Annotated in this window: 13 protein-coding genes; 8 read left to right on the top strand and 5 right to left on the bottom strand. The window is 72.6% G+C overall.

Features of this window, described 5'->3' with window-relative positions; all coding sequences use genetic code 11:
* Positions 1–635 precede the first annotated feature (635 nt).
* The 7 genes from ABZX85_RS02345 (at position 636) to fxsT (ending at position 13,461) form a co-directional block, all read left to right on the top strand.
* The gene (locus ABZX85_RS02345) at positions 636–3,050 is read left to right on the top strand and encodes a trypsin-like peptidase domain-containing protein (RefSeq protein WP_355862306.1); all 2,415 of its coding nucleotides are present in this window, start codon (positions 636–638) and stop codon (positions 3,048–3,050) included.
* Positions 3,051–3,138: 88 nt separating this feature from the next.
* The gene (locus ABZX85_RS02340; protein ID WP_355861774.1) at positions 3,139–4,155 is read left to right on the top strand and encodes a MoxR family ATPase; all 1,017 of its coding nucleotides are present in this window, start codon (positions 3,139–3,141) and stop codon (positions 4,153–4,155) included.
* Between the two features lie 6 nt (positions 4,156–4,161).
* On the top strand, positions 4,162–7,503 hold the full coding sequence (locus ABZX85_RS02335; RefSeq protein ID WP_355861772.1) for an SAV_2336 N-terminal domain-related protein: 3,342 nt from the start codon (positions 4,162–4,164) through the stop codon (positions 7,501–7,503).
* Between the two features lie 14 nt (positions 7,504–7,517).
* Complete coding sequence (gene fxsA, locus ABZX85_RS02330; RefSeq protein WP_355861770.1) at positions 7,518–7,670, top strand: FxSxx-COOH cyclophane-containing RiPP peptide; 153 nt, start codon at positions 7,518–7,520, stop codon at positions 7,668–7,670.
* Between the two features lie 121 nt (positions 7,671–7,791).
* Positions 7,792–8,940, top strand: coding sequence for an FxsB family cyclophane-forming radical SAM/SPASM peptide maturase (locus tag ABZX85_RS02325; protein ID WP_355861768.1), 1,149 nt, complete (start codon positions 7,792–7,794; stop codon positions 8,938–8,940).
* Entirely contained in the window at positions 8,937–10,298 is a 1,362-nt protein-coding gene (locus tag ABZX85_RS02320) for an HEXXH motif-containing putative peptide modification protein (RefSeq protein WP_355861766.1), read from the top strand. The genes ABZX85_RS02325 and ABZX85_RS02320 overlap by 4 nt, the downstream gene beginning before the upstream one ends.
* Before the next feature lie 154 nt (positions 10,299–10,452).
* Entirely contained in the window at positions 10,453–13,461 is a 3,009-nt protein-coding gene (fxsT, locus tag ABZX85_RS02315; protein WP_355861764.1) for an FxSxx-COOH system tetratricopeptide repeat protein, read from the top strand.
* Between the two features lie 65 nt (positions 13,462–13,526).
* On the opposite strand, the gene ABZX85_RS02310 is transcribed toward fxsT, so the two are convergent.
* The 4 genes from ABZX85_RS02310 to ABZX85_RS02295 all read right to left on the bottom strand — a co-directional run bounded on the left by ABZX85_RS02310 (position 13,527) and on the right by ABZX85_RS02295 (position 20,204).
* A complete protein-coding gene (locus ABZX85_RS02310) occupies positions 13,527–17,315 on the bottom strand; it encodes a multifunctional oxoglutarate decarboxylase/oxoglutarate dehydrogenase thiamine pyrophosphate-binding subunit/dihydrolipoyllysine-residue succinyltransferase subunit (protein WP_355861762.1) in 3,789 nt (1,262 codons plus the stop codon).
* 237 nt (positions 17,316–17,552) lie between these two features.
* A complete protein-coding gene (locus tag ABZX85_RS02305) occupies positions 17,553–18,656 on the bottom strand; it encodes an ATP-binding protein (protein WP_355861760.1) in 1,104 nt (367 codons plus the stop codon).
* Positions 18,653–19,393, bottom strand: coding sequence for a response regulator transcription factor (locus ABZX85_RS02300; RefSeq protein WP_055721112.1), 741 nt, complete (start codon positions 19,391–19,393; stop codon positions 18,653–18,655). Before ABZX85_RS02300 ends, ABZX85_RS02305 begins: the two co-directional genes overlap by 4 nt.
* A 121-nt stretch (positions 19,394–19,514) precedes the next feature.
* Positions 19,515–20,204 (bottom strand): spermidine synthase, encoded by a 690-nt coding sequence (locus ABZX85_RS02295; RefSeq protein WP_355861758.1) that lies wholly within the window; start codon positions 20,202–20,204, stop codon positions 19,515–19,517.
* A gap of 178 nt (positions 20,205–20,382) precedes the next feature.
* Between ABZX85_RS02295 and ABZX85_RS02290 the strand changes: the two genes are divergently transcribed.
* Positions 20,383–21,207 carry a rhomboid-like protein gene (locus ABZX85_RS02290; protein ID WP_355861756.1) on the top strand — a complete coding sequence of 275 codons (825 nt, stop codon included), beginning with the start codon at positions 20,383–20,385 and terminating at the stop codon, positions 21,205–21,207.
* A gap of 178 nt (positions 21,208–21,385) precedes the next feature.
* Here ABZX85_RS02290 and ABZX85_RS02285 read toward each other — a convergent pair whose 3' ends face one another.
* Positions 21,386–22,393 (bottom strand): DUF5954 family protein, encoded by a 1,008-nt coding sequence (locus ABZX85_RS02285; protein ID WP_355861754.1) that lies wholly within the window; start codon positions 22,391–22,393, stop codon positions 21,386–21,388.
* Positions 22,394–22,661: the final 268 nt, after the last annotated feature.

Raw genomic sequence — 22,661 nt, 5'->3', positions numbered from 1 at the left:
CCCCTCGCTCACCCCAAACCGGGCCCCGTGCACCAGGTCCCCCCGACGCCCGCGTTCGGCGCCACCGCCTTCCCACCCCCACCGCCCAACCCTCCGGCGCCGCACCACACCACCCCCACACCCTGCGCGCCCCCGTCCCCCACCACCTCCGCACACGCCTGGCCGGCACCCGCGCCCTCCGCAACCACCCCCACGCCCACCCGGCCGACCCCCGCGCACCCCGCGACCACCCCCACACCGTCAGCCACGCCCCAACTCCCCCCGCCCTCCTCGCCCATCCCTGAAGCTTCAGCTCTTCCCGGTCTTCCTGCGGCCGTCCCCGAAGCCTCGGCTCCTTCCGGCCCTCCCTCGCCCACCCTCGAAGCCTCACCCCCTCCCCACCTCCCCTCCGCCGCCCCCGAACCCTCACCCCCTCCCAGCCCCTCCCCGGTCACCCCCACCCACCCCAGCCCACCCCCACCCGCGCTCACCACCCCCTCCAGCCCCACCGACCCCCACCCCACCCCCGAACCGGCGCCCCCGAATCCCACCCCCCGAGACACCCCCGCCCAACCCCCCGCACCTCCGAATCCCGATGCACCCCCCGGCGCTTCGGAGCACGGAGGTGGTGGGGGACGGGGTGGTGGGGGGTGGAGGTGATCGGGGGGCGCGCCGGGGGCGCGTCGAATGCGGGGGATGCGGCCCGGCGTGCACTGCGTGGACTGGTCGTGGCGGCGACGGTACGCATTCACCGCGGTGGGGAGGGGTATGCCCTGGACGAGGTCGACAGTTTCCTCGGGAGCGGGTTCTTCGTCGCCCCCAACTGGGTGTTGACCTGCGCACATGTCGTCTGCGGCGGGGAGGGGGACGAGGTGGTGGTGGCCTACCGGAGCTCCCTCGACGACCGACTCTCCCCGAACGACCGGCACTTCGCCGGGAACAGGCTCCCGCCCGACGACCGGTACGTCTCCGACGGCCGGTACCTCCCCGGGGACCACCCCCCGCCCGGCGACCGGCACAACTTCGCCGCCCACAGGCCCCCCACCAGCCACCTCCACCCCAGCGACGGCCTCCGAGCCGTCCGTGGCCGGGTCGTCGCCACCGTCCCCGACCGCCCCGAGCGGATGCCGGAGTCGGGGAACTGGCCCGCCCCGGACCTCGCGCTCGTGCAGCTCGCGGAACCGGTGGACGACCACGAGTGCGTGTACGTCTCCGAACGGCCGGCCGCCTACTTCGGGGAGGGGAGGGTGCTGTACGCGGGATGGACGGTGAGCGAGGGCCGGCTGACGGTGCTCGACGGCACGCTCTCCGTCCAGGGCACGATCGGCGGCTGGTCCTCGGACGTACAGATGCGCCTCGGGGACAACGACCTGCCGTACGGGGTCTCGGGCGGCCCGGTGATCGACCTCGCGCGCGGGGAGGTCATCGGCGTCCTCAAGGCCCGCTCGGACCACCGCCCCGGCGGCACCTCCACCGGCATCGAGCAGTTGCGCGCGCTGAGGGTCCCGGCGGGGCAGATCACCGCGGAGCACGACGACCTGTACCAGGCGGTGTTCCACGCGCACGACCGCTACCACCGCGACCGCCAGCGCCGGCCCTCGGCTCGCGTGCAGACCTGGACGGACGTCCAGGGCAGGCTCGGCGCGCGCCCCGGCCGCACCCTCGACCCCGACGAACGCGCCGAACTCCTGGGCCGCCTCGCCGACCTCCCGCCGCCCACGAGCACGCGCGCCCTGCTCGACATCCTGGACTCCCTCCCGGACCTCCAGGGCCCCCCGCCCCCGCCGGCCCCGCGCGGCTGGCGCGACGGCCTGGGCACGCTGTACGAGAGCGCGCGCGACGACGGCGCCCTCGAACTCGTCCTGGACTACGCGATGCGGGTCCTCGCGGCCGACCGCCCCTTCACGTCCGCCACCACCGCGGACGCCGAGGAGGCCCTGTGGACCTGGATTCGGCAGGCCGCCGGCCATCTGGGCGCCCGCTACCGCGCGGGCCTCGCCGAACAGCGCATCGACCGGCTGCGCGACCGCGACGAACGGACCCGCCGCGCACCACGCCGGGCCCGGGGAAGCGGCCACACCCCCGGCGCCGCGCTCTCCGTCGTCGTACCCGTGCCGAGCCCGGACACCGTCTCCGGGGGCCCACCGCATCAGAACAGCAGCTCACCGCACCAGGACGTCCCTCTGCCCGGAGTCCCGGCGCAGGGCCTCCGGCCGGTGCCCGGGGCCGGGCCCGCCGTTCTGCTCGAAATCCTTCCGCGTCCCTGGGAGCCCGACCGCTGTGACTGGACGGTCTCCGTGCTGCACGCCGACGGCGGGGCGGACCCGTTGCCGGGGGAGGAGCGGACGCGGCTCGGGGAGCTGCCGGAGCGGCTCGCCGGGCCGCTCGCGGAGGCGTTCCGCAGGTGTGACGAACCCGGCCGGCCGGCCGTACTCCAAGTGGCGCTCCCGCACGGGCTGTTGGGGCTGGACGTCGACGACTGGCGCCCGGTGCCCGGAGAGGCGGCGCTCGGGACGGTACGGCCGGTGGTCGTCAGGGTCGCGGACCGGGAGCAGTTCGAGGACGAGATGGAGGACGGCGAACTCGCGGACGGCGGCGAGTGGTTCGACGCGCAGGAGGAGCGCCTGGCCCGCTGGCGCTGGCTGCACTCGCACCGCGCGCAGGCCGAACTCCTGGACTGCGACGACGGGTTGCGGGTACCGGTACCGACGGTGGAGAAACTCCGCTCCCTCGCGCACGGCACCGTCCCCGTGCTGTGCCGCCTCGGCGACCACCGCTACCCGAACGACGCGGCGGCGCTCGCGCGGATCGTGTACGGCGGGTACGGCGTCGCCCTGTGGCGGCGCGGCCGGGGCCGGCCGGACGCGGTGTGCGGGGAGTTCCACCGGGGCAGCGTCGACGAGATCGCCCGCCCGCCGAGCGCGGCACGGCTCCCCGAGGCCGTCCACGACCTCAGGGTGCGGCTGAGCCAGGGCCGTAACGAGACGTTCTGGGCGGCGGGGGTCGCGTTGCTGTACGACGATCCGCACCAGCCCCTGCCGGGGACGGGCGACCTACTGGAGGCGCCGTGACACGCCCCTTACCAGCGCCCCCCTGGCATCGATACCGTGAGCACGGCCGTACGCGCCCGGTGAGTCGACGAGTGACGAGGACCGGATCATGACCGAATCCAGCGAGTGGCTCATCTACCGAGGCGCCGGCGAACCGCACGACGGCATCGAGAGGTTGCCCGCGCCGCCGCCCTGGCGCGACTTCGCGGGCCGGGACACCCCGGGCGAGGGCTCCGAGGACCGCAGGCTCGGCGCGCACCGGCACCTCGCCGAGCTGCACCGGCCCGGCGCGGAGGAGCTGGAGATGATCAACGCGGCGCTGTATCTGCGCCGTCCGCTGCTGGTCACCGGGAGCCCCGGCGCGGGCAAGAGCACGCTCGCGCACTCGGTGGCGTACGAACTGGGCCTCGGGAACGTGCTGCGCTGGTCCATCGTCAGCCGCTCCGCCCTCCAGGACGGGCTGTACCACTACGACGCGATCGCCCGCCTCCAGGACGTCCAGATCGCCGCGCAGGGGGGTTTCGGCAAGGCGCCGGGGGCGCCGGGGGCCGTGGAGGGGATCGGGAGCTACATCCGGCTCGGGCCGCTCGGTACGGCGCTGCTGCCGTCGGACACGCCGCGCGTGCTGCTCATCGACGAGCTGGACAAGAGCGACATCGATCTGCCGAACGACCTCCTGAACGTCCTGGAGGAAGGGGAGTTCGCGATCCCCGAGCTGGAGCGGATCGCCGACCGGCTCCCGGACGGGGAGGCGGAGGTGCTCACCGCGGACGGCGTGAAGGTCCGCGTCAAGGACGGGCGGGTACGGTGCCGGGCGTTCCCCTTCACCGTCCTGACCAGCAACGGTGAACGGGACTTCCCGGCCCCGCTGATGCGCCGCTGCATCCACCTGGAGCTCGGCCGGCCCGACCACAACCGGCTCGCCACCTTCGTCCGCGCCCACCTCGGCGACGAGGCGGCCCGCTCCGGCGACGACCTGATCACCCGGTTCCTGGAGCGCTCCCGCAGCGAACTCCTCGCGGCCGACCAGCTGTTGAACGCGATCTACCTCACCGACGCCGCCGCCCCGCCCAGCCGGGACCGCCTCGCCGACCTCCTCGTCCAGCGCCTCGACCGCCCGAGGTGACCGCGGATGCCCGACGCGACCCCCCGCCACGGCCCCGACGACACCCCCGACCCCACCCCGACCCCGCAGCCGGCCGACCACGGCCCACGCTCCACCCCCGGTTCCCGCCCCGCCCCTGACGCCCCCGCCCCCGTCTTCGACCCCCTCGCCGAACTCGTCTCCCGGCTCCGGCTCGCCGGACTCGACCCCGATCACCGGCAGTTGAGCGACGCCCTCTGGCTCGCGCAGTTCACGCGGCGGCCGGTGCCGGAGGGGCCTGAAGAGGCCGGGCCGGAGGCGACGGGGCCGGTCGGGAACGCGAACGTGTCGGCCGGGGCCGCGCCGCACCCGCCGGCCGAGTCACCCGTCGAGGTGCCACGACCTCCCAAGCGGCCCGTGCTGGACGGGCAGGTGAGCCTGTACCCCGTGCCGCAGGGGGAGCGGCGCGCGCGGGCGGGGGCGTTGTCGATCGGCGTGCCCGCCGCCCCCGTACTGCCGGCCCCCCTCGAACTCCAGCGCGCTTTGCGGAGGTTGCAGACCTACCGGAGCCCGGCGCCGCCGCTGCGGACCCGGCTGGACGAGGGGGCGACCGCCGAACTCAGCGCGCAGGCGGGCGGGTTGATCATCCCCGTGCACCGGGCGGTGGTCCGCCGGGACGCCCGTCTGCAACTGGTCCTCGACGCCTCCTCGTCGATGCGGGTGTGGCACCGCATGTTCCACGAACTGGAGCAGGTCTTCGGCCAGTTGGGCGCGTTCTCCGACATCCAGGTGAGCTACCTGCACCAGGGCCCCGACGGCGAACCGGCGGTGAGCCGCAGCCCCGAGGCGCCGGCCGCCCCGCTGCACTCCCCGGAGCGGCTCAGCGACCCCACGGGCCGCCGGATCGTCGTACTGGTCAGCGACTGCGCCGGGCCGCTCTGGCACAGCGGACAGGCCCACCGGCTGCTGCACCACCTCTCCAGACAGGGCCCCGTCGCCGTCCTGCAACCCCTCCCGCAGCGCATGTGGGCCCGCACCCGACTCCCCGTCACCTTCGGCGAGTTGAGCCGCGCCGAGACCTTCGGCGGGGCGCTGCGCGTCCGGACGTCCGGCGAGGTCCGCAAACCGGGCGCGCTGCCCGTCCCGGTGCTGCCGCCCGAACCGGTCGCGCTCGGCGCCTGGGCCCGCCTGCTGTCCGGCGCCGGCTCCGGACCCGTACCCGGCGCCGTCGGCTGGGTGCGCGCCGACCAGCAGCCCGCGCCGCCCGCCCGCGCCGACCGGCGGCGCACCCCGCTGGAGCGGGTCAGCCGGTTCAGCGCGAGCGCCTCCCCGACCGCCGGCCGGCTCGCCGTCTACCTCGCCGCGGCCCCCCTGTGCCTGCCGGTGATGCAGCTCGTGCAGCGCACGATGCTCCCCGGCTCCGGCCCCGCCGAACTCGCCGAAGTGCTGGTCGGCGGCCTGGTCAGCCGGTCCGGGGAGGAGCGCGACGACGGCGCCCAGTGGTACGAGATGGAGGCGGACGTCCGCGACGCCCTGCTGTCCCGGCTCGGGCGCGACGAGGCGATGCTCGTCCTCAAACACACCTCGGAGTACATCGAGCAGCGCTTCGGCAAGGGCGGCCCCAACTTCCCCGCCCTCGCGCTGGCCCAGCTCGGCGACGGCGGCGCGGGACGGCGGCCGTACGCGCCCGGGGACGACGAGCGGGCCGTGCCGTCCGTCCCGCAGCCGTTCGCCGAGGTCGCCGCGCGGGTCCTGAGGCGGTTCATGCCGCTCCCGGCGCGCTACGAACAGCCGGGCGCCGGGGCCGTCGTCGCGGAGCGCCGCACACACCCCGTGGTGGTGCGGGCCCGTACGCTGATCGGCCGCTTCGACCACGAGGGCATGATCCAGGACGCCATCGACGCCGTGCAGTTGCTGCGCGGCGCCACCGAACGCGACGAACAGGCCGCCTCCGACCCCGAGTTGTGGGCCGAGTACGCGCACTGCACGCTGCGCCTGTGGGAGGTGCAGGGCGGCGACGACCTGCTGCGCGAGGCCGAGACGGCGGCCGAACGCGCCGTCGCCCACCCCCGCGCCCTGCACGAACGCGCCGTCCTCGCCCGGGTGTTGCACGCCTCGGCGGCCGACCGCAGACGGCGCGGCGACCTGCCCGGCGCCCTCGACCTGCTCTCCCGCGCCGACCGCGAGTACGCCGTCGCCTGCGCCGCCCCCGGCCTCGGCGAGAAGGAGGCCCTCAAGCTCACCCTGGAGCGCGTACGCGCCCTGGAGGAGCAGTGGCGGCTCGGCGGCGACAGCGCCCTCCTCCAGGTCTCCGTCGGGATGCTGGAGGCGTTCGCCGACGTCTGGCCCGACCGGCGCACCCGCCCGCCCGAACTCTCCCTCGTGCACGGCCGGGTGCTGCTCCTGCTGTCCGGCGCCACCGCCGACCCCGACCAGGCCCGCCTCTACGCCGAACAGGCCGCCCGCTCGCTGGCCGCCGCCCTGGAGACCAGCCCCGCACCGGACACCCCGGACGAGATCCGGGCCCGCGTCCGCGTCCTCCTCGACCTCGTCGACGCGCTCCTCGGCGCGGGCGGCCCGCTGGACGAGGTGCAGGACCGGGTCGACGAGGCGCTGTCCGTCGTCCGCCAGCAGGCGCAGCGCGCGGAGCTGGCGGTGCGCGCCGGACGCGTCGCGGTCGCCCGGTACGGGGAGAGCGGGCTCGCCGCCGACCTGGAGCGGGCCGCCGAGCACTTCGACCGGGCCGCGCAGCGGGTGCCCCGCGACTCGCCCGCGCACGCCGACGTCCTCGCCGAATGGGGCGAGGCCCTGCTCCGGCTCGCCGCGACGGGCGACCGGTACGCCCTCTCCCGGGCCATCCGCGTGCTGCGCGACTGCCGGATGGAGACCTCCGCCGGGAGCCGTGAACTCGCCCACCGGCTCCTGCTGCTGGGCCGCGCGCTGATGGTCCGCTACCGCTCCCGGGGCGACCGCGTCGACCTGCGCGAGGCCGAGCACCTCCTAGGACTCGCCGCCGACGAGTCCGACGACCCGCTGCTCGCCGCGCACTGCCTCCTCGACCTCGGACAGGTCCAGTACGAGGCGTACCGCAGCCTGCTGCGCCCGGCCCGCCTCGACCTCGCCGTCGACGCCTTCCGCGACGCCGCGCAGGGCGCCCGCGAGGCGGAGGCGGCGGGCGGCACCGAGCGGCGCCGCCAGGAATGCGTCCGCGTCCGCGCGCAGGCGCACCACTGGCGGGGTATGTCCTATGAAGCGGCCACCCGGCCCCGCGCGGCCCGCGAGGCGTACCGCGCGGCACGGGCCGAGTGGGCGCGGCTGCCCGAGGACAGCGTCGTCCCGGACAGGCCGACACCGCAGGAGACGGCCGAGCGCCTGGCGGCGCTGGAGTGACCTAAGGGGACGCCGTGGACCACGAGGACCTGCCGGATCTGCTCACCCTGGACCTGGAGGAGCTGAGGAACACCGACCACCCGGTGCTGCGTGAACTTCTCGCCGACTTCACGGCCTGGGCCGCCCGGCCCACCGAGATGCTGTGGGGGTTCAACAGCGCGCTGTGACCTGAACCTTTCGGTCGATCTACCCGCGTGAACCGGTCAACTTCCGTACGACGGCGTGTGTCCGTGGCCGAATCGCGGGAACACGCGTGGTGTACAGCCGCGCACGCATGGGGGGTGCCGAGTGACTGGACGCAGGGCCGCGCCTGTGCAACTCGCCGTCCCGTTCCGGCAGTTCATCGTCAAGATGCACGGCCGCTGCAACCTCGCCTGCACCTACTGCTACCTCTACGAGGGCCCCGACAGCACGTGGCGCACCCGCCCCCGGCGCGCCTCCGGGGACGTCCTCGACCGTACGGCCGACCGGATCGCCGAACACGCCCGCGCCCATGAACTCGCCGAGCTGTCCCTGGTGCTGCACGGCGGCGAACCCCTCCTCGCGGGCGCGGGCACGCTGGCCCGCTTCACCGGCCGGGTCCGTGCGCGCGTCCCCGAGGGGTGCGCCGTGCGGCCCGTCGTCCAGACCAACGCGACCCTCCTCACCGAGCCCCGGCTCGCCGTCCTCGCCGCCGCCGGCATCCGGGTCGGCGTCAGCCTCGACGGCGGCACCGCCGCGCACAACACCCGCCGCGTCGACCACGCCGGCCGCCCCTCCTGGCCCGCCGCCGTACGCGGCACCCGCCTCCTCTCCGAGCGGTTCCCCGAGACGTACGGCGGCATCCTGACGGTCGTCGACCCGACGCTCGACCCGGTCCGGACGTACGACTCGCTCGTCGAACTCGGGCCCCCCGCCCTCGACCTGCTGCTCCCGCACGGCAACTGGTCGGCCCCGCCCGGGCACCTGGGCCGCTACGGCGAGTGGCTCGCCGCCGTCTTCGACCGCTGGTGGGCCGCCGGGCGGCGCGAGACCCATGTCCGGCTCTTCGAGGCGTGCCTCACCCTGCTGCTGGGCCGGGCCGCCGGTATCGAGGCGCTCGGCCTCGCCCCCTTCGACTCCGTCGTCGTGGAGACCGACGGGACGATCGAGCAGATCGACTCGCTGAAGTCCGCGTACGACGGTGCCGCCCGCACCGGGCTCGACGTCTTCCGCCACCCCTTCGACGACGCCCTGCGCCACCCCGCGGTCGCCGACCGGCAGGCGGGCGCGGCGGCGCTGGCCGAACAGTGCCGGAGCTGCCCCCTGCTGCGGGTCTGCGGCGGCGGCCACTACGCGCACCGCTACCGTGCCGGTCACGGCTTCCGCAACCCGTCCGTGTACTGCGCCGACCTCCAGCACTTCATCCGGCACGTGGCCCACCGGCTCGCCGCCGTCACCGGAAGGGGGACACCGTGACCCTCTCCGACGCCGCCGTCGCCGCCCTCGGCCGCACCGGCGCCGACCCCGAGACCCTCGGCCTCCTCGTCCGCGACCAGCACCGCCGCCAACTGCTCGTCGTACGCGCCGTGCTGGACGCGACCGGGGACCGACTGCTGGACGCCTGGGACCTGTTGACGCGGGCCGACCGGGCGGCCTCCGCGCGGGCGGCGTCCGGACCGGAGCACGCCGTCACCCCCGACACCCCTGTTCGTGCCCGCCTCCTGCACCCCCTCACCGGCTCCTGGGCCTGGCACACCCTCCGCGACCCCGGACGGCCGCAGGCCCTCGGCCACCTGGCGGCGATCGCCGCCGCCTGCGCCGTGCGGGCCGGACTCGACTTCACGCTCCGGATCACGGCGTACGACGGAATGCTCGTCCTGCCGTCCCTCGGGGCGCTGCGCACCGAAGGCGACGCTGAAGTCACTTACAGGGACGGCAGAGTGACGATCCGTCAGTCCGGTGAGCTCGACGTCACCGTGCACCCGGAACCCGACGTCGGCGCCTGGTCCGCCTCGGGCGCCTGGCTGCCCGCACACGCGCTCTCCGGCCTGGTGCCCGGCGCGCCGCTGGTGCCGCTGGAGGACCTCGACCCGTACCGCACCGCCCGATCGCCGCGCAGCCGGGCCGGGTTGGGGGAGGCGGTGGTGCTGGACGACGCCGGACGCAAGCGCTGGGCACAGGTGTGGTCCGGTACGGGAGAGGCGCTGCGGACCGGCGGCGAGCACCGGGTGCGGGAGGCGCTGACCCTGCTGCGCTGCCTGGTGCCGCTCACCGCGCCGCCCCACATCTCCGCCGTGCACGGAACGAGCAGCGCGACCCGGCGGGAGGCGTTCGGAGCGCTGCTCAGCAGCATCCCGCCCGGACCGGTGTCGTTCGCCTCGACCCTCGTCCACGAACTGCACCACGCCAAACTCTCCGCGCTCTCCGAAATGGTGACACTTCATCAGGCGAGCGACGAGGAAAGGTACTTCGCACCCTGGCGGCAGGACCCCCGCCCCTTCGAGGGCCTCCTCCAGGGCGCCTACTCCCACCTCGCGATCGCCGACTACCAGCAGCGCCTCGCCCTCACCGACCCCGCGCACCGCGAGCCGGCCTGGACCGAGCACGCCCGCTGCCACGCCATGGTCGGCGCGGCCCTCCCGGTGCTCGTCGGATCACCCGATCTCACCGTCCGGGGACGGCTGTTCGTCGACGCGATGGCCGACGCCCACGAGCGCATGCGCGACCATCCGGCACCCCGGGGCCAGCGGGCGCGCGCCCAGGCGTACGTGCGGGCCGCCCGCACGCTGTGGACACAACGGCACGCATCCGCCCGAGGGCGCCCGAACGAGTGAGGAGACGGAGGACGAGTGGTCAAAGACCCGCGCGCGTACGGATTCCTGCGCGAAGATCTCCCTGCCTGGACGCCCGCCCGCCGGCTCCCGAGACCTTTCGGGCGGCGCGCCGAGGCCCTACGATTTTTCTTGGAACGACGCGCTGGAGGCCGCCTTGTCTGGAGCCCGCACACCGGTCAGGTCCACCGAGAGGGGGACCGCACGGCCGACCGTCACCATCAGTTACGCGGGTTTCAACCGGGCCTGGGCCGCCTGGATCACCGACCGCCTCGAACGCAACGGCGTCCGGGTCGTCATGGTCCGCTGGGACGCCCCGCCCGAGGTGCCGCTGCCGGACCTCCTGCGTGACCTGATGCTCTCCGAGGGCCGCATCCTGGTCCTCGTCAGCGAGTGGTACTTCCAGCTCGGCCCCCGCAGCCACGAGGAGTGGAACACCGCCCTGCGCGAGGTCGTCGCACCCGACCCGTCCCGCTTCGCCGCCGTCTCCCTCACCAACGCCTCCCTCCCGCAGGCCGTGACGGTCCTCGCCGCGGAGAACCTCACCAACCTCGGAGCCGACGAGGCCGAACGCCGCCTCTTCGACCGCCTCGACCTCCCCTACGACCCGCACGCGAACGGCGTCGACGGCCGCCGCGGACCGCGCTTCCCCGCCGCCATGCCCGAGGTGTGGGGCGGAGTGCCGCGCCGCAACACCCGCTTCACCGGCCGCGAGCCCTTCCTCAACGACATCCACCACTCCCTCCAGAGCGCCGAATCCGGCGCGGGCGTCGTCACCATGCACGGCATGTCCGGCGTCGGCAAGACCCAGCTCGCCACCGAGTACGTCTACCGCTTCGGCTCCGAGTACGACGTCGTCTGGTGGGTCAACGCCGACAAGCGCGTCACCTACCGGCGCTTCCTCGCCGAACTCGCCCCCAAGCTCGACCTCCAGACCGGCCAGGAGTACGGCGAGCGGCTGCGCGCGGTCCGCGACGCCCTGCGCCGGGGCGAGCCGTACTCCCGCTGGCTGCTCGTCCTCGACGGCGCCGACGAACCCGATCAGCTCTGGGACCTCCTGCCGACCGGGCCCGGACACGTCCTGATCACCTCCCGCAACCCCGAATGGTCCGAGCACAACAGCCAGTTGGTGGAGATCCCGGTCTACTCCCGGGACGAGTCCGTCGCCTTCGTCCGCCGCCGCGCGCCGCGCCTCACCGAACCCGAGGCCGACCAGCTCGCCGAAGCGCTGGAGGACCTCCCGCTCCTCCTCGACCAGACCGCCGGCTGGCTCAACGACTCCGACCTCTCCGTCCGCGACTACATCGCCCTCCTGGAGGGCGGCATCGACTCCGACGTCGTCAAGGTCTCCGCGGACTTCCCCGTCGCCTTCCAGACCGCGTGGTCGATACTGCTGAACAAACTCCGCGAGACCGTCCCCGAGTCCGTCGACCTGCTGCGGCTGTGCACGTTCTTCGCACCCGGCTTCATCCCCGTCCGGCTCCTGCGCGACCTCCCCGGGGACGAACTCCCCGAGCAGATCGCCGGGCTGGTCAACGACCCGCTGCTGTGGAACAAGGCGATCAACCAGCTCCGCCAGTACTCCGTCGTCCGCCTGGAGTCCCACGAGGTCTCCCTCGACGAACCCGTCACCACCGGCGACTCCCTCTACCTGCACCGCATGGTCCACCAGATCGTCCACAAGGACCTCCCCGAAGCGGACCGCAGGGAGTTCATCGACGTCGTACGGCGCGCCCTCGCCCTCGCCGACCCGCGCCGGCCCACCGACACCCGGATGTGGTCGTCGTACGCGGAGATCGTGCCGCACCTCAAGTACGCGGACGTGCTGCGCACCAAGGACCCCGACGTGCAGCGGCTCGTCTTCAACTGCCTGCGCTACATGTACTTCTCCGGCGAGTACCGGGCCGGCATGAAGCTCGGACAGCGCGCCATGGACGCGTGGCGCGAACTCCTCGGCGAGACCCACCCGCGGATCTGGGACCTGTCGTACCACTACTCCAACCTGCTGAGGTCGAGCGGCGACTACGCGGCCAGCGAGGCGCTCGACCGGACCGCCGCCGAGCACCTGCGCCAGGAGCGCGGGCCGCAGGACCTCGAACACCTGCGGGCCGCCAGCGGACTCGGCGGGGACCTGCGGGGTCTCGCCCGCTACGAGGAGGCCCTGGAGCAGTCCCAATGGGTCCTCGCCGCCTACCGCGACCTGCTCGGCGACCAGGACTCCCGCACCCTCAACGCGATCAACAACCTCGCCGTGTCGCTGCGGATGCTCGGCCGGTACGAGGAGGCCCTCGACACCGACCGCAGGGCCTGGGAGGCCCGCCGCAACCTGCTGCGCGCCCGCCACCCCTGGACCCTGCACTCCGAGCTGTCGTACGCGGTCGACCTGCGCCTGCTCGGCCGGTACGCCGAGGCCGAATCAGTGCAGAGCCGCAACGTCGACGAGCACCGGATCGTCATGGGCGACGACAATCCGCAGACCCTGTACGCCGAGCACAACCTCGCCATGTGCCTCTACCGCACCGGCAACCGCGACGCGGCGGGCGTCCTCTTCGCGAGCGTCCTCGAACGCGGTGAGCGCGTCCTCGGCGAGAACTCCCCGACCACCCTCATCTCCGCCATCGCCCAGAGCTGCTTCATCCGCGAACACGGCGACATCGACCAGGCCCGTGAACTCAGCGAGACGATCGTCGCCCGCTACGAGGAGACCCTCGCCGACACCCACCCCTTCCTCGTCGGCGCCCGCGCCAACCAGGCGCTCGTCCTGCGCAACGTCGGCGAACGCGACCACGCCCACGCGATCCTGGAACAGGCGCTGACCGACATGACCGCGACCCTCGGTGCCACCCACCCCTGGACCGTCGGCACCGCCCTCAACGCCGCCGCCCTGCGCAACCTCGTCGGCGACACCGAGTCGGCGGAGACCCTCAGCCGCGCCACGATCACGAACGCGACCGAGTCCCTCGGACGCACCCACCCCCTCACGCTCTCCGCCCGCGTCGCCCACGCCGCCGACCTGCGCAACCTCCGCGACCGCCGCCAGGCCGAGAAGGTCGAGCAGGAGGCCCTCGCCGACTTCGAGTCCACCCTCGGCCGCCAGCACCCCCACACGATCTCGGCCCGCTCCCGGATTCGGCCCTACTGGGACTTCGAGCCGCTGCTCAACTGACCCGGGACACGAAGAAGCCCGGCCCTGGAGGGGCCGGGCTTCCTCATACCGCTACGTCACGGGGCTCACGCCTCGAACACCTCACGCACCAGCTGCTCCTGCTCCGCCTGGTGCCGCTTCGCGGAACCGACCGCCGGGGACGAGCCGTGCGGACGCGAGATCCGGCGCAGGCGCTCGCCGTGCGGGACCTCCGCGCCGACCGCCAGGTCCAGGTGGTCGATCAGGTTGAGCGCGATGAACGGCCACGCACCCTGGTTCGCCGGCTCCTCCTGCGCCCACAGGTACTTCTCGGCGTTGGGGTACTTGGCGATCTCCGCCTGGAGCTCCGCGCCCGCCAGCGGGTACAGCCGCTCGATGCGGATGATCGCCGTGTCCGTGATCCCGCGCTTCTGCCGCTCGGCGTCGAGGTCGTAGTAGACCTTGCCGGCGGTGAAGACGACCTTGCGGACCGCGTTCGGGTCGACCGAGGCGTCCCCGATGACCGGGCGGAACTGCCCGCTCGTGAACTCCTCCGCCTTCGACGCCGCCGCCTTCAGACGCAGCATCGACTTCGGGGTGAAGACGATCAGCGGCTTGTGGTGCGGGTTGTGGACCTGCCAGCGCAGCAGGTGGAAGTAGTTCGACGGCAGCGTCGGCATGGCGACCGTCATGTTGTTCTGCGCGCACATCTGGAGGAACCGCTCCGGGCGGGCGGACGAGTGGTCCGGGCCCTGGCCCTCGTAGCCGTGCGGCAGCAGCAGCGTCACACCCGAGGTCTGCGACCACTTCTGCTCGGCTGAGGAGATGAACTCGTCGACGACGGTCTGCGCGCCGTTGACGAAGTCACCGAACTGCGCCTCCCACATGACGAGCGCGTCCGGGCGGGCCAGCGAGTAGCCGTACTCGAAGCCCATGGCCGCGTACTCGGAGAGCAGCGAGTTGTAGACGTTCAGGCGGGCCTGGTCCTCCGAGAGGTAGTTCAGCGGCGTGAACTCCTCGGCGGTCTCGCGGTCGATGATGACCGCGTGGCGCTGGCCGAACGTACCGCGCTGCGAGTCCTGGCCGGCGAGCCGGACCGGGACGCCCTCCAGGAGCAGCGAGCCGATCGCCAGGGTCTCGCCCATGCCCCAGTCGATCGTCCCGTCCTCGACCATGGCCGCCCGGCGCTGGAGCTGCGGGAGCAGGCGGGGGTGGGCCGTGATGTGGTCCGGGATGTTGACCTGGGACTCGGCGATCCGCTTGACGGCCTCGGTGGAGATCGCGGTCGGCGTGGCGACCGGGAACCCGTCCTGCGGGTCGGCGGAGGGGCCGGCGGGGCCCTGCGCGGTGGCCTCGCGGACCTCCGTGAAGACCTTCTCCAGCTGGCCCTGGTAGTCCTGGAGCGCCTGCTCGGCCTCTTCCAGGGTGATGTCGCCACGCCCGATCAGGGACTCGGTGTACAGCTTGCGCACCGAGCGCTTCTTGTCGATCAGGTCGTACATCAGCGGCTGCGTGAACGCCGGGTTGTCCGACTCGTTGTGGCCGCGGCGGCGGTAGCACAGGAGGTCGATCACGACGTCCTTGTTGAACGCCTGACGGAACTCGAAGGCGAGCCGCGCGACGCGGACGACGGCCTCGGGGTCGTCGCCGTTCACGTGGAAGATCGGGGCCTCGATCATGCGGGCCACGTCGGTGGCGTACATGGAGGAGCGCGAGGACTCGGGCGCCGCCGTGAAGCCGACCTGGTTGTTGATGACGATGTGGACCGTGCCGCCGGTGCGGTAGCCGCGCAGCTGCGACATGTTCAGGGTCTCGGCCACCACGCCCTGGCCCGCGAAGGCCGCGTCGCCGTGGATCGCGACGGGCAGGACCGTGAAGTCCGTGCCGCCCTTGTTGATGATGTCCTGCTTGGCGCGCGAGACACCCTCGACGATCGGGTCGACGGCCTCCAGGTGCGAGGGGTTCGCGACCAGGCTGACGGTGATCTCCTCGCCGTCCAGACCGGTGAACGTGCCCTGCGCGCCCAGGTGGTACTTGACGTCGCCGGAGCCGTGCATCGACTTCGGGTCGAGGTTGCCCTCGAACTCGCGGAAGATCTGCGCGTACGACTTGCCGACGATGTTCGCCAGGACGTTGAGCCGGCCGCGGTGGGCCATGCCGATGACGACCTCGTCGAGGCGGGACTCGGCCGCGCTGTCGATGACCGCGTCGAGCAGCGGGATGACGGACTCGCCGCCCTCCAGGGAGAACCGCTTCTGGCCGACGTACTTGGTCTGGAGGAACGTCTCGAAGGCTTCCGCCGCGTTCAGGCGGCGCAGGATGCGCAGCTGCTCCTCGCGCTCCGGCTTGGAGTGCGAGCGCTCGATGCGGTCCTGAATCCACTTGCGCTGCTTCGGGTCCTGGATGTGCATGAACTCGACGCCGGTGGTGCGGCAGTACGAGTCGCGCAGCACGCCGAGGATGTCGCGCAGCTTCATCAGGGACTTGCCGGCGAAGCCGCCGACCGCGAACTCCCGCTCCAGGTCCCACAGGGTGAGGCCGTGCTCGGTGATGTCCAGGTCGGGGTGCTTGCGCTGCTGGTACTCCAGCGGGTCGGTGTCGGCCATGACGTGGCCGCGGACCCGGTAGGAGTGGATCAGCTCGAAGACGCGGGCGGGCTTCGTGACGTCGTCGTCGTGCGAGGCGTCGATGTCCCGGAGCCAGCGGATCGGCTCGTAGGGGATGCGCAGGGACTTGAAGACGTCGTCGTAGAAGCCGCTCTCGCCGAGCAGCAGGTTCGCGACGATGCGCAGGAACTCGCCGGAGGCGGCGCCCTGGATGACCCGGTGGTCGTAGGTCGACGTGAGCGTCATGACCTTGGAGATGCCGAGCTTGTTCAGGGTGTCCTGGGAGGTGCCCTGGAACTCCGCCGGGTAGTCCATCGAGCCGACGCCCATGATGACGGACTGACCGGGCATCAGCCGCGGCACGGAGTGGACGGTGCCGAGGCCGCCGGGGTTGGTCAGGGAGACGGTGACGCCGGTGAAGTCGTCCATCGTCAGCTTGCCGTCGCGGGCGCGGCGGACGATGTCCTCGTACGCCTGCCAGAACTCGAAGAAGCCGAGCGTCTCGGCCTTCTTGATGCCGGCGACGACGAGCTGGCGGTCGCCGTTGGCCTTCACCAGGTCGATCGCGAGGCCGAAGTTGATGTGCTCCGGCTTGACCAGGGTGGGCTTGCCGTCCTTCTCCGCGAAGGAGTGGTTCATGCCCGGCATCGCCTTGATCGCCTGCACCATCGCGTACCCGATGAGGTGCGTGAAGGAGATCTTCCCGCCCCGGGCGCGCTTGAGGTGGTTGTTGATGACGATGCGGTTGTCGAAGAGCAGCTTCACCGGGACCGCGCGCACGGACGTCGCCGTGGGGACTTCCAGGGAGGCGTTCATGTTCTTCGCGACGGCGGCGGCCGGGCCGCGCAGCGTCACGAGTTCGGGTCCCTGGGGGGCTTCCTGCGCGGGGGTCGCGGCGGGGGTCGTCACGGGAGCGGCCTTCGGCTTCGGTGCGGGTGCGGGGGCGGGTGCTGCGGCGACGGGCTCGACAGGCTTCGGAGCGGGCGCCGGGACCACGGGGGCCGCGGGAACGGGAGCAGGGGTGACAGGTGCCGTGGGCGCGCTGGTCACTGCGGCCCCCGCGGCGGCAGTGCCCGCCGCAGCCGGAGCGGCGGCCTCGGCAGCCCCCGGCTTGTAGTCGGCGAAGAAGTCCCACCAGGCCCGGTCCACTGAATTCGGGTCCTGGAGGTACTGCTGATAGATCTCGTCGACAAGCCACTCGTTGGGTCCGAACGCGGCGGCGGGGTTGTGACCCGCTCGGTCCGCTTCGGCCGAGGTGCTCGATCCGTTACTGGGGGACTGTGACGACACGGCGGCAACCGCCCTCTTCCGCTTCACAAGGTGATGGACAGCGGGAATAAAGGCTACGCCTCCAAGACCGAGAAGGAGAGGCCGGGCCGCCGCATCGTCGTGTAAGTCACATCGAACGCCGTGTTTCATCGCCGGAAATGGCGGGAAACAAGCGGGGTTCCGCCCGAAACGGCTTCACTTCGTCCACAACGACGCTGGTCCGGCACCTTTACTGCCCGACGATGATCGAACTGTACGTCAACCGCCGACCTGGGACTCCCCCGGAAGGGTGACGAGAATCCGGCATCCACGCTCTGATTCGGCCACCCCGATCCGGCCGCCGTGCAGATCGACGGCCCAGCGCGCGATCGCCAGCCCGAGCCCCGTACCCCCGTCGCTGCCCGGGCCGTGCGGCCGGCGCACCGAACCCCGGTTGAAGCGCTCGAAGACGCGGTGCCACTCAGAGCGCGGGATGCCCGGACCCTCGTCCAGGACCTCCAGCTCCAGCGAGTCGGGCCGCTCCCCGCGCCGCGCCTTCAGCGTGACCCGGCCGTGCGGCGGGCTGTGCTTGACGGCGTTGTCGATGAGGTTGGCGACGACCTGGTGGATGCGCTCCGGGTCGGCGTGCGCGGTCAGTTCGGGCGGCGAGACGTCGAGATGGAGATGGACGTCCGAGCGGGTGTGGTTCCCTGAGCCGGAGGCCATCCCCGCGCGCGCCGAGGCGACCATGTTGGCCTCCTTCAGCACACCGGAGAGATACGGCCACACCTCGAAACGCCGCTTGCGCAGCGGGACGACGCCGTTGTCCAGCCGGGACAGGTCGAGCAGGGTCTCCACCAGCCGCCCGAGCCGCTCGGTCTGCTTCAGCGCCGTCCGCATCGTCTCCGGATCGGCCTCGGCGATGCCGTCGACCACGTTCTCCAGGACGGCGCGCAGCCCCGCGATCGGGGTGCGCAGTTCGTGCGAGACGTTCGCGACGAGTTCCTTGCGCTGCTGGTACTGCGCCTCCAGCTCGTCCGCCATGACGTTGATCGTCTCGGCCAGATCGCCCAGTTCGTCGCGTCTGTTCTCGCGCACCCGGCGCGTGTAGTCGCCCTGCGAGATGGACCGGGCCACCAGGTTCATCTCGTCCAGCGGCGCGGTCAGCGAGTGCGCCACGAACTGGGTGATCAGCAGCGTCGCGATCATCGAGAAGACCATGATGAACCGCAGCTCGGTCTTCGTGTGCACGGCGATCATCGACAGCCCGGTCGTGATCAGCACCGAGATGACGACGAGGGCCCCGAGCTTCGTCTTGATCGAGAACGGCCGCATACCCGCCCAGGGCTCCCCTCTCGGCCCGCCCTCCGGCCCGCCGCTCATGGCGTCGGGGTCTCCAGCGCGTACCCGACACCGTGGACGGTCCGGATGCGTTCGGCGCCGATCTTCCGGCGCAGCGCCTTGATGTGGCTGTCGACCGTACGGGTGCCGGAGGCGTCCGCCCAGTCCCAGACCTCGGCGAGGAGCTGCTCCCGGGAGAGCACCGCGCGCGGCGTGTTCGCGAGGCAGACCAGCAGGTCGAACTCGGTGGGCGTGAGGTGCACGTCCTCGGAGCGGACCCGCACGCGCCGCTGCGCGTGGTCGATCTCCAGCTCGCCGAGGCGCAGGATGCCCGAGCGCGGGGTCGCGGCGGCGATCGCCGCGCGCTCCACCCGGCGCAGCAGGACGTGCACGCGCGCGGCCAGCTCCCGCATCGAGAACGGCTTGGTCATGTAGTCGTCCGCGCCGACGCCGAGCCCGACCAGCATGTCGGTCTCGTCGTCGCGGGCCGTCAGCATCAGCACCGGGACGGGTCGCTGGGCCTGCACGCGGCGGCAGACCTCCAGACCGTCGAAGCCCGGCAGCATGATGTCGAGAATCAGCAGGTCCGGCTGCCATGCCTCGGCCGTGTCGACCGCGGCCGGACCGTCTCCGGCCGTTTGCACGAGGAATCCCTCGGCGCGCAGTCGGGCCGCGATGGCGTCGACGATCGTCTGGTCGTCCTCGACGACCAGGACGCGGCGCTGCGCGCCCGGGGTAGCCGTCGTCGTGCCGTTCTGCGAGGTGTGTGTCTGCTCCATCGCCCGCCCCTGGGGTGCTTTACGGAATCCGTGGGGTGATCCCATGTCTGCGCATGACTGCGACCGGCGCATGAATGATCGGCGCCAGGTGAGCAGAGTACGGGGAGTCACCACGGCTTTGCTATCCAGGCCGGACGGCGAGATGCACGACGTCCGGAACGCCTCGGGCAACGGGTACCTCTTCGGTACGCACCCCCTGGAACCCGGCATTCCAGAGGGTTCGCTCGAAGTCGGGCGACGGTTTCGCGGACCACACCGCGAGCACCCCGCCCGGCGCCAACACCCGGGCGCAGCTTGCGAGTCCGGCGGGGCCGTACAGCCCGTCGTTGCCCTCGGTGACGGTCCAGTCGGGACCGTTGTCGATGTCCAGACAGAGCGCGTCGAACGTGTCCGATGTCTCACGCAGGAAATCGAGGAGATCGGTGACGACGACATCGGTGCGCGGGTCGTCCAGCGCGGCCCTCGACAGCTCGCCGAGCGGGCCGTCCGTGTGCCAGTCGACGACCGCCGGCTCGCGCTCCACGACGGTGATCCGGGACCAGCCGGGGTTCGCGGCGGCGTGTGCGAGCGAGAATCCGACGCCGAGCCCGCCGATCAGGAGGGCGGGTGCCTGCGGCGGGTTTTTGTCGAGTGTTTGCCACGCGGCGTCGATGAGCAGGCGTTCCGAGCGGCCGTCCGACGTGTCCATCAGGAAACAGCCGTTCGCGATGATCTGGAGGAGGGCGCCGTGCCGGCGCAACACGACCTCGCCGTAGGGGCCTTCGCGGCGGTCGAGGATCTCCGGAGGCTGCGGTGGCGTCGGCGCTGGCATCGGACCATCCTGGCACTCCGGGCGGCGCGGGCAGACGGAATTTCGCCGTCCGAGGTTGTGTTCCGCCTGTGCTCGACTTTGAGAGGTTGCTGAGAATCCGCTCGGACGTGGTCTGAGTCACAGACAGCGGGCCCGTGAGGCGCGAAAGGTGTAGCTGAAACGGAAGGAGCGCCTCACGGTGGAACGTACCGAGACGGCTGAGACACGGGGTATCGCGGTTCCCGGGGCGCTGTTGGACGGGGTGCCGAGACAGCGGGGCGTTGACGTTGCTGCCGCCGCTGCTGTTACTGCCGTCGCCGTCGAGCCGGCCGGCGGGGCTCCCGTTCCCGTACTGGACGCGCCCGCTCTCAAGGCCCCGTTCCCCAAACTGTGGCGGCTCCTGCCGACGCCCACGGGTACGCCGTTCACCTTCTGGTACGCGGTCCTGCTCGCCGTCACCTCGTACGTCGCCGACACCGCGGACTCCTCCTGGGTGGACTCGGTGCTCCAGGCGTCCAGCACGGACGTCACCCATCTGGTCCAGTCGCCCGCGCTGGTGCTGGTCGCGAGCGCGCTGTGGGTGGCCGGCGGGCTCGGCTCGCCCTTCGTCGTCGTCTTCCTGCTGGTGCTGACCGCCCTCGAACGGCGGGTCGGGGGGGTGCGGACCGCCGCCGTCTTCCTCGTCGGCCACGTCGTCGCGACCCTCTCCACCGAGGTGCCCGTCGGGCTCGCCGTCCTCGTCGGCCATCTGCCCGAGAGCTCCCTCCACCGCTACGACTACGGCATCAGCTTCGGGGTGGCCGCGAGCGTGGGGGCCCTCGCGGGGCTGCTGCGGCCGTGGCTGCGGTGGCCCGTGCTGGTGCTGTTCGGGGGGATGCTGCTCCAGGATCTGGCGAATCTGACGGACCCGGTGAGCAACTGGGGGCATCTGATCGCGCTGTCCGTGGGGGTGGGGATGTGGCGGTGGGTGCGGAGGTGGGACGCGGAGGGGGTGGCTGCGCGGGGGGTGGCTGGGGCTGTGTGAAGGGACGTCGGGGCCGGTAGTGGGGCGCGGCTTCGGGGTTCGGGGGCCGGCTGTGCGGCGTGGCCGCGGGGGCGTGGGGTGCCGTTGTTCGAGGGGTGGCCGTGGGGCGTGGGGTGTCATTCGGGGGGGGTGACGAGAGGGCTCTCGGTCTTCGGGTCTGCTCGGTTCTCGGGCCCGCTCAGTCCTCGTGGATGACCGTGCCGTCCTCCAGCAGCGTGGGGTGCATCTTCGACGGGCCGTACTGGTCGACGTCGGAGGGGCGGGGGGTCTCGGGGCCGTCCGGGCCCATGCGGACGACCCTCTCGACGCGGCAGACGCGGAAGTGGCGGTCGGCGACGTTCGCCTCGTCGGCCCGGCCCGCCGCGCGGAACTCCTCGGCCGCCTGCACGTACTCCGCCCGGCGGGCCTCGTCCTGCCGGTACAGGAGCGGCCAGTGCAGGGTCATCGCCTGGTAGAGCCAGCGCCGCGCCTCGTGCGGGGTCGAGCGGGGGGAGCTGCACGCCGTCCAGCCCTTGTCGTCCCGTTCGACGACGGCGAAGCCGATGGGGAGGCGGACGAGGTCGGGGTGGGTGATGACGGCTCGCCGGGAGTCGTCCTGGGCGTCCTCGTCGAAGCGGGTGCCTACGTAGCTGAACTCCCGCAGGCCCAGGCGTAGCGCGCCGGCCATCGGGCTGTCGTCGCGGTGCGGGTCCAGGACGAAGCCGAGGTCGGGGGAGGGGCCGTCCATCGCGTCCCAGTCCAGCTCGGTGTGGTCGGGGTCGGTGGGGCGGGGCGGTTCGAGTCCGTACTCGCCGCTCCAGGCGAACTCGTCGCCCCGGACGATGCGGTAGCGCACGCCGAGCGCTTCGACCTCGTTCGCCGGTTCCTTCTCCAGCACCGCCACGGCCGCGATCAGCTCCCGCCGTTCCGCGGGGACGTCGGTCTCGTCGCGGGCGGCGAACCACAGGTACGAGTGCAGTTCGTCCCTGGCCATCTGCGGCATGCCGTCCACCAGTGCCATCTTCACCGACCAACTCCCCTCCCGTTCCTTGACGGCCACCCCGAACACCGGGCCCCTCAACGCCATCCGCGGATACCTCCGCGACGCCTCCACCGCATCCGCCTCCCGTACCCACGCCACCGGATCGTCCCGCCGGATCAACTCCGCGTGCAGCGCGTCGATGTGTCGCTTCCAGTCATCACTCATGTGCGCATTGTGGTCGCGCCGGGGGGTCTGATCGGGGCGAACGGGGAAAGTGGGGACCCTTGTCGAACGCTGTGGAATCTCCCACTTGCCCCCACCCGAAACTCCCCCCGCCGGAACGGCGTTGAGCGGGCGGCCTCGCAGGGTTCGCCCTGCCGAGGCGGCCCGCTCACCCCGGCCCGCTCACCCCGGCCCGCTCACCCCGGCCCGCTCACCCCGGCCCGCTCACCCCGGCCCGCTCACCCCGGCCCGCTCACCCCGGCCCGCTCAC

Origin of the sequence: Streptomyces sp. NPDC004539, from assembly GCF_040610055.1 — a bacterium.
Taxonomy (GTDB): Bacteria; Actinomycetota; Actinomycetes; order Streptomycetales; family Streptomycetaceae; genus Streptomyces.
The sequence above is the reverse complement of the archived record's forward strand: the minus strand, read 5'-3'. Positions and strand labels throughout refer to the sequence as shown.